The organism is Nostoc sp. DedSLP04 (genome assembly GCF_034530775.1).
GTDB lineage: Bacteria > Cyanobacteriota > Cyanobacteriia > Cyanobacteriales > Nostocaceae > Nostoc.
Window position 1 is genome coordinate 164,813 of the sequence record NZ_JAVRCL010000003.1, and the last position, 14,523, is coordinate 179,335.

Below are 14,523 nucleotides of genomic sequence, written 5' to 3' on the forward strand. Positions count from 1 at the left end.
CCTGCCCCCTGCCCCCTGCCCCCTGCTCTTTTTATTTCGAGACTTCGCTCTTTTCCGGTTCTACTTGGGGCAATTCAGTGTCAACACGCTTAGAAAATCCCCAGCCTAAAATTAGGAAGATAGCAGCAATCATGATCCATTCTGGTGGAACTAAACTATCGTTCACCACTTTCAACAACAGGCGCAAGCCTACCAAGGCGACAGTTACATAGCCTGCGTCTTCTAGGTTTTCATATTCGTCTAGCCAACGGATAAACAATCCCGCCATGAATCGCAGCGTAATAATACCAATTGTTGCACCCGTCAGCACTAGCCATTTTTCTTGAGAAACTGCGATCGCAGTTGTCACGCTATCCAAAGAAAATGCCAAATCTGTAAATGCAATCACGGGTATGGCTTGCAACAATGAATTAAAACGCGGCCCGTGATGGCGATCGTCTTCACTTTGTTGAGAGGTAAAGTGTTGGAATACCAACCAAAGCAGATAAGCAGCGCCCAATAATTCAAATTGCCAGAATTGTTGTACCCAAGTGGCAGCGAGAATCAGGCTGATTCGCAGCACATAAGCAACGACTAAACCAAAGTTGAGGGCTTTACGCTCCAGTTCCTTGTCTTCCAACCCCCTAGCGATCGCAGCCAAGGCGATGGCATTGTCGGCAGATAACAGCGCCTCTAAAACCACCAGGATCAGCAGAACTATAGGGGCTTCAATGGTGAAATGAAAGTCGAGGTAATCAAAAATTCGGTCTAGCATTCCGGGTTTCTCAAGCAGAAAAAATTAAAATTTGACAAGAACAGAGATTTGCATATTAAAAAGCGCAATAAATTGCCACTCTAATTCAGCTTAACGTGGTTATGGTGCATTTTGAAGAGGGTTAAATGTGTGCGATCGCCCTAAGAGTGGGGTGATTTGCGTATAAGTCAATACACCCAAAGTTTTAACATCTAGTTTAGTGCGATCGCAATGGACATCTGAAAAACCTCTCTCTAAATCTCTCTCCTTTTAGGAGAGAGACTTTGAATTTTCCCCCTTCCGGTGTCGGGAAGGGGGTTAGGGGGTTAGGTTTTCGTGGACTTTTCTAGATAACGTGAAAAGTCAGGCGCTATTTTCTGATTAAAATCACTGCTTTTTGGGTTTAGCACATTGCTAAACCCCTACGACAGATGAAGTTCAAGTAGGGTGCGTTGCGCTGCACGACAACGCACCATCTTGATATATCCTATTGCATTAAAATCTGACGGATTAAAATACTCATTACCTCGCCTGGGTTGGCGGTTGGTAGTAGCGGACTCCAATCGCCGATGCTGGCGTAGCCAATCACTTGCAAATAGTGAATTGTGCTAGTAACTGCTTTTGGAGAACCTATTAATAGATGTTTAATCGGTTCTCTTTTCGGTAATTGATTTTCAGAAGATTGATTCAGAATGAGTGTATTTAAGTTTTCGCCATCTAAGTACTGTTGTAATTCTGATTCGGCGAACTTCTGATTTTTTACAAACTTTTGTACTTGTGTCATCATTGTAATTGTCTCCCAGAATGGGGGTTTACAGAAAGGCGATCGCAGATTCTTGGCAGAGGGCGATCGCCTTTCTTATTTGTATATTAAAGTATAACTTTATACTTGTAAAATCTTAAAACAAAAATAAATTAACAGTTAAAAGTATTTATTTGTAGCTACAATTATTTTTTTGCTGTCGTTATTTGGTATCTATAACTAACTTATAAAAACAAAAATATCGTCATAATTTATGAATATTTTTTTATGAATAACACACTTCTACAACGCATTACTTACAGCAGATTTTAACTTTGTGAGGTACAGAAATACCCCACCTGCGCGATAGCGCACCCTCCCCTTACCAAGGCTACGGTGTAGAGACAAGTCTTTCTGACCCCCTCTAACTCCCCCTTATAAAGGGGGAGAACCGGACATTTCCCCCCAATGCATCGGGGGGATTAAGGGGGGTAAATCGGGATTTGTGCTTGATTACCAAGATGTGTGTACACCGTAGCCTTACCAAAAGGAGGAGGTAAACTTGCTCAATTTCCCCCCTTTATAAGGGGGGATTAAGGGGGGTGTCGTTCATCGAATTCGAGGTGTCGTTCATCGAATTCGGGGTGTCGTTCATCGAATTCGGGAAGTCGTTTATTGAATTCGGGGAGTCGTTCATCGAATTCAGGGTGTCGTTCATCGAATTTGGAGAGTCGTTTATTGAATTCGGGGAGTCGTTTATTGAATTCGAGGAGTCGTTTATTATTTTTGTTGAATTTTAATTTGAAACAGCCAAAATTGCCGCGTTGTCATTTTGCAGCAACTTTTTATGTAGTTCTACAAGTTTCTCATCCCGCCTGACAAAGTTGGCGACACCCCGATAAGGAATATTATTTGGAGGAGATGAGTGTAACTGCCCAGTAGGGGAATTGTAGATACGAATATCGCCTTGATAAACTGTTCCACCCTCAACCTGAGTTTGCCAGCCCTTGGCATTGTCTTGGTTGCTTTGGTTCATGATGGCTCAATTCAAGAATTGGGGCGTGCATGATGAATGTTAATATCGCCTTGATAAACTGTTCCACCCTCAACCTTAGTTTGCCATCCCCTGGCATTATCTTGATTGATTTGGGTCATAGTGCTTTTGTCTACTATCTTACCAGCCTCTATTTCACGAGCCAGTGTTTCTACTTCTTTAGCAAACTCCGGTTCTTCGTGTAAAATTATCTGCAAGTAAGCAGCAACTCTGTCTAAATCGGGTTTCGAGCCTTTTTCAGCAGCAACGAGGGCTGTTTCTGCTTTCCGATTTCCCCGTAACTTCTCCCAAATCTTTTTTCGCAGCTCGTCCATTTTTACCAGGGCTGCTTCAGTGAATTTTTCGATAGTTTTCTCAAATGCTTTGGTAAAAGCGAGGGTTGCGATCGCACTAGCTGTGATTGGTTCCAAAATATCCTACCTTATCCAGCGACATCTTCATTGATGCATACAATAACAGATGTTTAGATTCCAGAAAGATAAAGGCTAATCCAGTTTTTCTGGTGAAAGTCGGGTTTACCTTTAAAGGAAAAACTTTCAACGTTATTAACCAAAGTTTTAACCTGAGTAATCAATTGCTTTCACATTCATAAGACAATATTTAATCTTTGTTATAAATGCTTAAACCTTTCTTATACATACTAGAACGCGAGTAACAATTGCTTCAACATTCATAAGACAATATTTAATCTTTGTTATAAATGCTTAAACCTTTCTTATACATATTAGAACGTGAGTAACAATTGCTTCAACATTTGCAATAAATGCTCAAACATTTCTTATACAGGCTGGAACGCAAGTAACAATTGCTTCAACATTTGTAATCAATGCTCAAACCTTTCTTATACAGGCTGGAACGCGAGTAACAATTGCTTCAACATCCATAAGAAACATCTAAGTTTATAATTATAAGCGTCCCCAGCCTTCGCTCATCCTACCTCGCCTCTGTACAAGATTTTTATCCAAAATCTACGTTGACGGACTAAATATGACAAATGTAAATAACGTCTGGAAGCAATTTACTACAATTTAATTCTAAATTTCACAAAATCTCTGTTAACTTTCCCACAAGAGTATTTGCTAAATCCAATAACCTGATGTCATCTGTATCAACACTATTTCCTTCACCAGCTAACAAGTGTATTACAGCAGATAACCTATCATTGGTTTGGGAATTTCTCCAAGATTCATCTAAGTTTACGGCAAAATCAAACAGCGATCGCTCTCCTAAATGCTCTCTTACTTTCACAGCTACACTATCATTACTTACCAGAAATTCTTTGATAGTATCTAATTGAAAATTACCTAATATTTCATCATGTCCCCACGTTTCTAGCCAGTCTCCCTCCACATCTTCAACGTAAATATTCACAAAATCAACCCCATAAGTTAGCCAGTTTTGCTGCATTTGTCGCGCCGTCGCTAAAGCCTCAGCAAATGTATCTACTTGATTGTTGCAGTGAGTTTCTCTTTTATTAGGCATAAAAGCTGTAATTAGCACGTAAGTATATAGGCTAGACACAAATCTGAAATATGAAATTCCTGAAAAATCACGAAAATTTTAAATATTTGCCACCAGAAAGGTAATCACTGTTATACAGGGCCACGTTGACTAACTGGTTGACAAAATTAGCATCTTTGGGATTGTAACTTAAGAACAGCCCCCTCTCGATTTCCCACGATCGCAGTGTATTTTGCCAAGCTTCATACTTTTGGTGATTAAGTTCTTCACTAACACTGGTAACTTGAATGCACAGTGGTTGATTGTTACGACTAACAATTAAATCTGTTGCCATTGAAAGGTCGGCTATATAACGCTGCCAAAAACTACCTTCTCGCTGAACAATATCTTGGGCTATCGATCTAATGATATCATCATCAACCTGATTAAACTCGCCTGCCATTAATTTTTGTTTCCAAATATAAAACTTGGAGTCACTTGCATTGAACCATCTGGGAAATAAATAACCATACCAATATCTCTCAATCGGCGTCATCAGCTCGAACTTTGCTTTTTGTTCCTCTTCTGAAGGTAAGGATTTAATCATCAGCCAAATCGTGGAATCTGTAATCACCTCTAGCAGAAAGGCAATTACAAAGGGTTTTGCAGTCAGAGAACCTGGCTTGATGTCTTTTACCCAACGATTGATTTCTTCTAATCTTCTCGCTAGATTATGATCTATCGAGGAGGCTTGCTCGATAAGGGACTTTAACCGATCCTTAATTTCTGTTGCTTGCAAACGATGCCCTACTTTCAGAAGATTACACTTTTTTACACATTGATAACTAGATTTTAACTTGAAAATGTATTTAATTAATTTCCTCGTGTCATCATAATATTCTCTAGGTCGATGCCCTGTATACGTAAAGCCTCCCGCAGTCGAGCAATTTCTTGCTCTGCTTGTTTAGCGCGTTCTTCTGCCTCTTTGGCACGTAAACGTTCTGGTTCAAAATAACTTAGTTTTCTGAAATACCGTCAGCAATCGATTTTACAGTAGCAGGTTCAGACATTAGAGATCGCTCGTAAACCCGATAAATCTCCTATGTACCGAGTATAGGCATGAGCAACCAGTGCAATGAGAAACAAAATCCCTGGCTTTATAAAAATAAGTTGTCGGGAATCTTTAGATTTTATCTTAATTTCATTGGATTATTAGATCGTTAAAATTAGAAATATGTTAAGTAAAATTTATGCAACTGCTATTTTTAAGGAATGGCTTTTTAGCGCTAACTTTTGCTGCGATCGCTTCAACTGGTGGGTTAATTACAGGCTGTAACAATACTGCTTCCCAGAACCAAAGCCAAGCGCCAAAGGAAACCACCAGCAATGCTAATGACAAGCAGATGATGAATCACGGTGGTGGCATGATGAATCACAGTATGGGAATGGATTTAGGCCCAGCCGATGCTAATTTTGATTTACGATTTATCGACGCTATGATACCGCACCATCAAGGGGCTGTGGAAATGGCGAATGTTGCGCAACAGAAATCAAAACGTCCTGAAATCAAAAAGCTAGCAGACAATATCATCAAATCGCAAAACCAAGAAATCACTCAGATGAAGCAGTGGCGACAAACTTGGTATCCCAAAGCGGGAGATAAACCAATGGCTTACAACAGTCAAATGGGCCACATGATGGAAATGTCATCTGACCAAATGAAAACTATGATGATGAGTCAAGATTTAGGTGCAGCTGATGCGGAATTCGATCTGCGCTTTATCAATGCGATGATTCCTCACCATGAAGGGGCTGTAACAATGGCGCAAGATGCCTTAAGTAAGTCTAAGCGACCTGAAATCAAGAAATTAGCCCAAGAAATTGTTAAAGCCCAAGATATCGAAATTAAACAAATGCAACAGTGGCGAAAAGCTTGGTACAACAAGTAATATTATGTATTCTGTTCGATAAAATTTTCTCACCAAATTTTACTCATATTCAAAATAAACCCAGGCAATACCAACTCGCCGCTTACACTAGCAGGATTATCTAAACATTCTTCTGGCAATCCAGGACGATAAATATAAACTTTACGCTGCTTACGGTCAATCAACCAACCTAACTGTATTCCTGGCTCATTCATATATTCCTCCATTTTTTCCTTTAAAGTCTGGAGGTTGTCGCTAGGAGATTTGAGTTCGACCACAAAATCTGGACAAATGGGAGCAAACTTTCGCTGCTGTTCTGGAGACAGAGCATTCCAGCGTTCTAGTTTAATCCAGGAAGCATCTGGAGAGCGTTCTGCACCTGTTGATAGCTTAAACCCAGTACTAGAGCTAAAAGTTATACCTGTACCATCTTGTTCTGACCAAACCCACAATTGCCCAAATATGTTACCTTCTCGATTTCCTGTCTCTGAACCAGTAGGAGGCATAATTACTAATTCTCCAAATTTATTGCGCTCAATGCGTAAGTCACGATTCACCTGACAGAATTCAAAAAATTGTTCGTCTGTCATTTGCATTGATGACGGAATTTGCAAAACCAAAGGAGATGAGAACATAAGGATTTCCTCCAGCTTCAGATACCTAGCCCAATGACTATATTCTCACGCAAAAAAACAAAGGCGCAAAATTATATCTTTGCGCCCTTGCTTTTTATCAGAAATCATTTTCAGATTTACTTGTTAGGCTGAGGAGTCATCCGCAGATAGGGTTTGATTTCCTCATAACCTTTGGGGAATTTCTCTTTAAGTACTTCTGGATCTTTCAGTGAAGGGACAATTACAACATCCTCTCCATCTTTCCAGTCAGCTGGTGTCGCCACGCTGTAATTATCAGTCAATTGCAGAGAATCAATCACCCGCAAAAGTTCGTCAAAGTTACGTCCTGTGCTGGGAGGATAGGTAAAACTCAGGCGGAGTTTCTTATTGGGGTCAATCACGAAAACCGATCGCACTGTCACAGCCGCATTAGCATTGGGGTGGATCATGTCGTACAGATCGGCAACCTTGCGATCCGCATCCGCCAAAATCGGGTAGTTAAGAGTGGTGCTTTGAGTTTCTTCAATGTCTCCCACCCAGCCTTTATGGGATTCTACGTCATCAACGCTGAGTGCGATCGCTTTGACATTGCGCTTGTCAAATTCTGGTTTAAGCTTGGCAACTGTGCCAAGTTCTGTTGTACAAACAGGTGTAAAATCAGCAGGGTGAGAGAACAGCACAACCCAGCTGTCACCTGCCCATTGGTAAAAATCGATGTCGCCGTGTGTTGAGGCTTGCGTAAAGTTGGGTACTGTGTCACCTAGACGGAGAGCCATGTGAGATTCCCTGTAGTTAGAAAAGCATATATATTCTAGTATGCCATCATGACATAAAACCCCTATTTCCCAGTCGGAGTTTAGCAGTTTGAAACAAAATTTTAGGTTGTCAGCGCTTTCGGATAAGGGACGAAAAAGAGGTAAAAACTATTAGACCTCTTGCAAAAATATATTTTTGCACTCTTAGGGGAAAGGGTAAAGGTTAAAGGGAAAGGATTTTAAGTTTCTTTACCCTTTTCCCGGACAAATGCCAATAATTCTATTGACTAAATTTCATATGTATGCATTTAATTAATATGTCTTCCCTATAGATTTTTCTTTACATAGAGGATTGCAAATATCAGGGCGATAGATGGCTACAAGCTATTGAGGTCTCGGCTTATTGAGTTGCAATATTTCCACACTATTGCAGAATTACGAGAAACTTTTTTAGCATAGATACAAGATTTTGAAAAATTTATAACTTGTTAAATAATTATTTTTATAACGCAAGTATTGAGGATAATAAAGACTACAAAATATTTCTTATTTTTGAATAACTTATGATGATACTAACCTTTTTAGTGATTGGTGTTATCCTCAGCACAACTGCGAGTTTTGTTTTTGAAGTTCCTTGGTTGATGCCAATTTTAGGTGCTGCTGTCCCCTATCCCATTTTCTTTTTACAAGTGCGTCGTCAAGAATATAAAAGTGCTTTTTGGTGGATGTTATTGTGGGGAGTTTTGCAGAGTATTGCCGTGATTATAGCAACAACAATCGCGCCACAAACAGCAGCAAAAGTCATTCTCCGCGGACAGTCATACACTACAGAGATGTTCCACTGGATTCGCACGGGAGAAGGTATGGAAGGAACAATCCGTTTATTTTTACCAAACCATTTATTGCACTACGGAATTTTTTGTATTCTCTGCGTTATCACCTTAAGTAGTGCGGCATTGATATTCGGCACTTGGATGCTAAACTACATGAATTTTTATGTTGCAGAATTAGTAAAAATCAGTGCTAAACCCTGGCTAGCAGCTATTTTAGGGTGGTATCCGTGGTCAATTTTGCGGATAATCGGGTTTATTGCAACTGGGGTGGCTTTAGCTGCTTTAGGATTAAATCTAATAACTCGCATCAGAGGCGAAGTTCCAAAGTCTCCCTTTGCGAAAACTTATATGTTGATTGGAATTGGTTTTGTGATTGCGGATATCGTTGTGAAAGCGGTTCTAGCGCCTATTTGGCAAAAACTTTTGTTATCTGCATTGGGTTAAATTCATTTGTTTTCCTGTAAGAGCGATCGCCAAAGGTGTAAACACCTAGTATGGGTAGAGTTTAAGGCTTTAATAGCAGCCACAAGGGTGAAGTTGTTGACGGTGGCTATAAAGTCATTGATTTCACTCAATATGGACTTTTTTATAAACTACTTGCCAAGCTCATAAAATCTACTATACTAAGTGTTTCAGATGGCACTTAAGACAATACAATAAAAGCTCATTGATGCACTTAAAACTCCAGTGATAAAAATTCTATTTGATGAATCTCATGACCAGTTGTCCTGTTCACAGTCGCAGGGAGACAATACTCCAAAAGAAGCATGGACAATCCTGTGCAGTCAGGTAAAACAGTTATTTGGTGATAATGCAATCTCCTTTAAAAAGGAACTGCTGACTCGTCAGGTACTTCAAGATTTTCAGATGCTAATTCTGGCTGCTCCTAAATCTCCTTTGAGTGCAGAGGAAGTGAAAGCAATAGTTAGTTTTGTCAAACAAGGAAACTCACTTCTAATTGCAAGTGACCAGGAATCGCTTGTTATAAAAGATGACAGCATAAATTTTGTCTTAGAATCTTTAGGATTACGCTTTGAAGAGTTATTAAATCATCCTCCAGAACAAGTATTTAACTTATTACCACACTATATTAGTTCTGAAGTATCTCAATTAAAGATTAGAGAGCCTGTTTATATCAAAACACTATCCAATTCTCCTTATCCAGTTGATATAATTGCTACTTTGCCTGATACTGGCAAAACTTTACTCGCTGCGCTGGAAGTGGATGGAAGTAATCAATCAGGACGAGTAGCAATTTTAGGAAATTATTTAATCTTTAGCGATAAATATATTGATACTGGTAATAACAGAAAACTAGCATCAAATATCCTTTGTTGGCTAGCTCATCAAAATTCCTTAGACTGTCGTGATGCTCGTATTGCTACAGAAGTAAATTACAAACAAAGTGCAAAATTTTCAATTGTTATTGCTAACCCCAAATTGCAACGTTTAGAGAATATAACTTGTGTGTTAGAGTCAGATACAGATATTCTAATTCAAGAACCAAGCAAAAAAATTCGTTTTCTTCCAGGGAACGGAAAAACTCAATTGCAATGGACTGTTATTCCTCAGCAAATAGGACAGCAAACTCTCAGATTAACTATAGATATTCCCGAACCAGGTAATTCAGAAACTAGTAAAACCTCATCTTTGTTTCTCGCTCCAGTTGCTCAATTCCAGTGTATACCAGATGCAGAATTTGACCTTGTATTCCTCAATCTTCAAGGAAAAGCTCAAGAAATTGTCGAAACTGGAGTTACTTTTGAAGTACAGGCGATCGCTCGTTGGAAGAATCATGCAAAAGCTGTTCCCTTAAGAATGCAGCTAGAGTGTCCCCTAACTCATATTAAAGTAGAACAAATATCAACAGAACGATGGTATTTGACAGTCTTAGATCCAGGGGATTGGTTAATTACTCTCCATATCAGCTATATTAATCAAAAAATTACTCGCCTGGTTCATGCATATCCATCTGCAAAGACCAAAATTGAAAAAATACAACGCGACGTAGTGACACCCTTAGCAGCAGAAATTCATTATCAAGTATCTCAAATACGCCAAGAGTTTGATAGTGAAGAAATACGAGAAATTCCCTTTGAATTGTTGACTCCTGAAGAACAAGTCAATCGCCTTTATAACTACAGTACCAAAGAGCAACTCCTAGAAGCTCTACAAGCAGCCAGAGCTGAAACTAAGCGTTTTTCACCACTAGTTGAAAAATTACTACAGTGGATTGCGCCTACTTATTCACCCCTATATGGTTGTTGTATTCCCTACGATCCAAAATTAGCAGCACATCTTGTCAAAGAACATCAATTTTTTGAGCAACAGTTAGCGTATAATTTCCAGGGTATAGAGGGAGATGAGCATTACGGTCAAACATGGCTAGAAGGTAATATTGCAGCCTTACTTTTACATGAAAAGTACGGTCACGGATTTTTCTACAAGCATACAAAAGTAGGACAGCAACTAGCAATCTTATACAGTCATGGATTGCTTCGTAAAGTGGATAGCGAAGGATTGAAATCTCCCTATCCTAGACTTCTGCATCAGGAATACAAGTCAGAAATTGAAGCTCTGCATCAAAGTAGTATTATCCTGAATGAAGGATTTGCTACATGGATGGAGTTAACTATACTACGCCGTCTCAAAGGGAGTGTCAGTCAAACAGTTTATCGGCGTAAAGACTTCTTGTTTAACTACGACGAGTATTTAACATTTCTTCAAAAAGACAGCGCCTACTTTCAACGTTTTGAACCTTTCTACCCTTCAAGATATCAGGAAGGATATGAATATTTAGAGGAGATTCAAACCAGCTTTGGTGCAGAATGCGGCTCTAAGTGTGTGGTTCAGGCTGTAATTAAAGCAGCAGACGTAGATTTTGGCATTATTGAACACAGTGGCAGGGTAGAATTTCTCCTACCTTCTGGTAAGATTAAGGAAGACTTGTTGAACGAAGATGATGATAATGTTACCTCACCAACTGAACGCCTAAAAACCATTTGGAAGTTACTGAGGAAACACGTTAATGAAATTCGTGCCGAACAACAAAAGTTGCAATGCCATCGTCATTGTTTACACCCTGATTGCCCAGTAAATTTAGTGATAAAAAAATACTTGGAGTGTTAAAAATATGGATAATTCACTAGAACGAGATATTAAAGAAATAGAGGACGAACTTTCAGGACAAAGGAAGAATAATTTCATAAAATGTGTACAAAAACTAAAATATCCAAATTCTAGACCATGGCCTATTTCTGATGATTCATTGAGTGGTGTTCAGAAAGCTGACCAAGATTGTAAAAATTGCATAGAAAATTCTGGATCATCACGAAAAAAAATAGAAAGCTGTATCAAAAGACTACTTACTGAATATCCCAGACATTAAGATTTTATTGTATATATCCTTCGGTTAAGAATTGTAATTAATATACTCTATATACTAGTAAAGAGGTGCTGCAATTTTGAGTAGTGACCAAGAGTTTTTTATTAAAATTAACGATATTATCGGCAAAACCTGGTTAGCAACTTTAGACGATTCTGGAGGCTATGTACTCTCCCTTAAGCCTATTGAGCAGAACAATTCATCGCCTGTGTTACCGGAAACAGAAAAACCGGAAAAAAACATATTATTAGAAAATAACTTACCAAATATCCCAAGTTCAGAAAACCCGGAAAAAAAACTAAATCAATCTACTAATGGGGACTCAGAATCACCAGAGGAATCTAATGCAATAAAGAAAGAATTATGCTTGGAATTTAATAGAAACTTACGAACACAAGAAAATTGTCAAGATTTTGTAGAACAAATCAACAATAATAACAATCTAATAGATAGTGATATCTTGCCAATAAGATATGAAGAATTACGAGGAAAACTTTTATCTGAGAAAATGATAAGCTTAATTCAAATTTTCCGAGAGCGAGGTAAAATCAAGCAATTACAACAAGTTTATTATATTTGTAAGAAATTTAAGAGTTTATAACAAAAACTATCATTTTATTATTTGTCTTCAAGTAAAATATTCAGGTTTGAAATCCTTTATTTTATCAACTAAATCTTTAGTATCCTTCTCTGCTTTCAACTTAGAAATTAATGTCTTTACCTTCTCCTGTTGCGTTTCTCCATTAAGTTCTTGATAAACTACATCACCATAACTATATAAAAGATAAATTAACTCATCTGAATTAAAAAGAGTGTTCATAGCTTTCTCTAATTCTGATGGCGAATTTCTTAAAACTTCAGCATCAAATTTATTAGGCTTTGGTCGTGGCATAATGTTGCCATCACGCGCACTCATGTACAAAACAGGAGTTCCAAAATCTCGATTAGTATAAAATTCTGAGTCAATGGGGTGCTCGCGTGCAATTTTTCTGCGACCTTGCTGCATAGCAGCGTCAACTGACTCACCCTTCGCTAATGCTTGATAAAATGCTTCACTAAAAAATGAAGCAACTGCGTTATTTAATGGATATTGCATGGCAATAACAGCTGGAATTTCATTTCGAGTTAATTGTGGAGCTAACCCTGCATAGTTTGCAGTAAAATCAACTTCACCACCTTGACAAGCTTGAAGTATAACTAAGCGGGGTTGAAAATCACTAAAAAATTCTCCAAACGTCCTATCAGAAACCCACTCTACTTTTTTAGCACTATTAACAAGAGTAATTTCTCCTACTTGCTCTTGCGAATCAAATCTTCCATGTCCAATGTAGTGAAGAATATGAGGTTTAATATTATTGATTTTTGCCAAAACTTCTTGTTTGTTTTTATTTCTTAAAACCTCTAGATCAATTAAATAGCTATTTTTGAGATTTTCAATTACTTTTATAGTCAGGTCTGGCAATACTTTATCAATTCCTTCTTCTTCTGGCTCAGAAGTGACGCATAAAACTTTTAAGGAATCTTCTGTGATATTAAGATTACCTCGTCCTGAAGCACTGGAAATGTAACGAGATATAACTAAGTGGGGGTCATCAACAATAAAAAAACCTCTTCTAGTTTCACTACCAGGATAATAAAGAAATTCCCAAGGTAGACCAGCTAACTCGTTCGCTTCTCCACGGAAAACTAATTGAAGTCTATATCGCTTGGGATTTTTGGTTTCTTTAGATTCTCGAATTTCTTTGATAATTTCCCCTAAAGCATTGTCTACACCTTTATTAAATAAGCATTTATACAAAAGTGTGCCAAATTCTTCAAATGCTTGACGTTTTTTCAGTTTTTTCCCACGTAGTAAATTTTCAAATTTAGCAATTTTTCTACAAATAGGAGCTAGGTATAAATTGCCAAAATCGTCCCTACCTGTATCTTGATTGTGAAAACAAACTCTGTCATAATTTTCCACTATTATTTGGCACTCAACATATTTATCACTGCTCATTTTTAATAATCCTAGCAATTTTTGACATATGCGTTGTTTTTACTATTTGCAAGGTGGCTTTTATCGCCTATCCTCAATAATTAAAATTAGTTATTTAAAGATAAATCATTATATACTAGGAGTTATATTCCATGTTTCCGAATATTTAATGGGAGCGCCTTTCTCAAAAAAAGTTCTGGCTTTGCTAGAAAAAATACGCATTAAATCGCCTAAATTTTCTATTTCGGCAGTCCAGAAATTGGGATGATGGTAAGCTTGAAGTGCAGCATCAATCTTAACTTGCTGGACTGATTTTGGTACCTGTAGGACTACTATCAAAGTGGGGTGGTTATCTTGAAAGAATTCTGCACCATCAATACGCCACATCACTTGAGAGTCACCGGGGTTATTATGCGTTATTTGGGCTGTCTTTAAAGAGTAAGTAAAAGGCTCTAAGGTTAATCCAAAATTACTTTTTATATTTAAATTAGCACCTATATTAGTTGTAACTTTTGCTTCCTCAGCTTGTAGATTTATTTGTCCAGTAGTAGCTTCAAATTCCAGATTTTCTCCTATGCATATTTCTATATTACTGTTAGTTTTAAGTTGTTGTTGAAATTTGCGATCCGGTAAAATCATCAGAGCTTTTGGTTGCAAGTGTGCTTCTGAAAATTCCGAATGAAATTCAACTATACACTCCAGCTTTTTGAAATACCAATTAGGGGGTAGAGATAAAGTGATAGGAAAGTGAATCCAATAAAATTTGTAATTTTGGCTGAGTTCTTGGAATTTGTGAGGCACAGTTCTGCCAGAATCCGTAAAGTCGCTTTTGGAAAGCTTGTCAACGTCAGGATACTTAGCAAATTTCGCTATTTCTTGATTAAGTTGCGCGAAAAGACGCGAAGTGGGATTATTATCTGGAGTTTGACCTTGACTTTCATCGCCTAACTCGGAATATAAAGCATTTAATTCGTCTAAAAACTGTGATCGCTCTGTTCCATCAAAGTCAAAATCGAAGCCCAAGCTGTTAGGGGTATTCATAGATCCTCTATTAAAATAAT

15 protein-coding genes are annotated in these 14,523 nt (G+C 38.0%); 5 read left to right on the forward strand and 10 right to left on the reverse strand.

Features of this window, described 5'->3' with window-relative positions:
• Window positions 1-31: 31 nt before the first annotated feature.
• The 6 genes from RMX89_RS02990 to RMX89_RS03015 all read right to left on the reverse strand — a co-directional run bounded on the left by RMX89_RS02990 (window position 32) and on the right by RMX89_RS03015 (window position 4,768).
• The gene (locus tag RMX89_RS02990) at window positions 32-754 is read right to left on the reverse strand and encodes a TerC family protein (RefSeq protein WP_322687864.1); all 723 of its coding nucleotides are present in this window, start codon (window positions 752-754) and stop codon (window positions 32-34) included.
• A 466-nt stretch (window positions 755-1,220) separates the two neighbouring features.
• Window positions 1,221-1,520, reverse strand: a complete 300-nt coding sequence (locus RMX89_RS02995) for a hypothetical protein (RefSeq protein ID WP_322683374.1) — start codon at window positions 1,518-1,520, stop codon at window positions 1,221-1,223.
• Window positions 1,521-2,271: 751 nt separating this feature from the next.
• Complete coding sequence (locus RMX89_RS03000; protein WP_322687865.1) at window positions 2,272-2,511, reverse strand: hypothetical protein; 240 nt, start codon at window positions 2,509-2,511, stop codon at window positions 2,272-2,274.
• Between the two features lie 11 nt (window positions 2,512-2,522).
• Window positions 2,523-2,939, reverse strand: coding sequence for a hypothetical protein (locus tag RMX89_RS03005; RefSeq protein ID WP_322687866.1), 417 nt, complete (start codon window positions 2,937-2,939; stop codon window positions 2,523-2,525).
• A 631-nt stretch (window positions 2,940-3,570) separates the two neighbouring features.
• Window positions 3,571-4,011 (reverse strand): hypothetical protein, encoded by a 441-nt coding sequence (locus RMX89_RS03010; protein WP_322687922.1) that lies wholly within the window; start codon window positions 4,009-4,011, stop codon window positions 3,571-3,573.
• Between the two features lie 67 nt (window positions 4,012-4,078).
• Window positions 4,079-4,768 (reverse strand): hypothetical protein, encoded by a 690-nt coding sequence (locus RMX89_RS03015; protein ID WP_322683378.1) that lies wholly within the window; start codon window positions 4,766-4,768, stop codon window positions 4,079-4,081.
• Between the two features lie 451 nt (window positions 4,769-5,219).
• On the opposite strand from RMX89_RS03015, the gene RMX89_RS03020 reads away from it, so the two are divergent.
• Window positions 5,220-5,918, forward strand: coding sequence for a DUF305 domain-containing protein (locus RMX89_RS03020; RefSeq protein WP_322683379.1), 699 nt, complete (start codon window positions 5,220-5,222; stop codon window positions 5,916-5,918).
• A 29-nt stretch (window positions 5,919-5,947) separates the two neighbouring features.
• Here RMX89_RS03020 and RMX89_RS03025 read toward each other — a convergent pair whose 3' ends face one another.
• Together RMX89_RS03025 and RMX89_RS03030 are read right to left on the reverse strand one after the other, a co-directional pair.
• Window positions 5,948-6,532 (reverse strand): Uma2 family endonuclease, encoded by a 585-nt coding sequence (locus RMX89_RS03025; protein WP_322687867.1) that lies wholly within the window; start codon window positions 6,530-6,532, stop codon window positions 5,948-5,950.
• A gap of 116 nt (window positions 6,533-6,648) precedes the next feature.
• Window positions 6,649-7,287, reverse strand: coding sequence for a peroxiredoxin (locus tag RMX89_RS03030; RefSeq protein ID WP_012412697.1), 639 nt, complete (start codon window positions 7,285-7,287; stop codon window positions 6,649-6,651).
• A gap of 542 nt (window positions 7,288-7,829) precedes the next feature.
• Between RMX89_RS03030 and RMX89_RS03035 the strand changes: the two genes are divergently transcribed.
• The 4 genes from RMX89_RS03035 to RMX89_RS03050 all read left to right on the forward strand — a co-directional run bounded on the left by RMX89_RS03035 (window position 7,830) and on the right by RMX89_RS03050 (window position 12,085).
• Window positions 7,830-8,543 (forward strand): hypothetical protein, encoded by a 714-nt coding sequence (locus tag RMX89_RS03035; protein WP_322687868.1) that lies wholly within the window; start codon window positions 7,830-7,832, stop codon window positions 8,541-8,543.
• A 243-nt stretch (window positions 8,544-8,786) separates the two neighbouring features.
• Window positions 8,787-11,228 carry a DUF4350 domain-containing protein gene (locus tag RMX89_RS03040; RefSeq protein WP_322687869.1) on the forward strand — a complete coding sequence of 814 codons (2,442 nt, stop codon included), beginning with the start codon at window positions 8,787-8,789 and terminating at the stop codon, window positions 11,226-11,228.
• Between the two features lie 4 nt (window positions 11,229-11,232).
• Window positions 11,233-11,487 (forward strand): hypothetical protein, encoded by a 255-nt coding sequence (locus RMX89_RS03045; RefSeq protein WP_322687870.1) that lies wholly within the window; start codon window positions 11,233-11,235, stop codon window positions 11,485-11,487.
• A 76-nt stretch (window positions 11,488-11,563) separates the two neighbouring features.
• Window positions 11,564-12,085: a hypothetical protein gene (locus tag RMX89_RS03050; RefSeq protein WP_322687871.1), complete on the forward strand. Its 522-nt coding sequence runs from the start codon at window positions 11,564-11,566 to the stop codon at window positions 12,083-12,085.
• Window positions 12,086-12,112: 27 nt separating this feature from the next.
• Here the strand turns inward: RMX89_RS03050 and RMX89_RS03055 are convergent, their stop codons facing one another.
• Both RMX89_RS03055 and RMX89_RS03060 read right to left on the reverse strand, forming a co-directional pair.
• A complete protein-coding gene (locus RMX89_RS03055; RefSeq protein ID WP_322687872.1) occupies window positions 12,113-13,483 on the reverse strand; it encodes a CHAT domain-containing protein in 1,371 nt (456 codons plus the stop codon).
• Window positions 13,484-13,591: 108 nt separating this feature from the next.
• Entirely contained in the window at window positions 13,592-14,503 is a 912-nt protein-coding gene (locus RMX89_RS03060; protein WP_322687873.1) for a hypothetical protein, read from the reverse strand.
• Window positions 14,504-14,523: the final 20 nt, after the last annotated feature.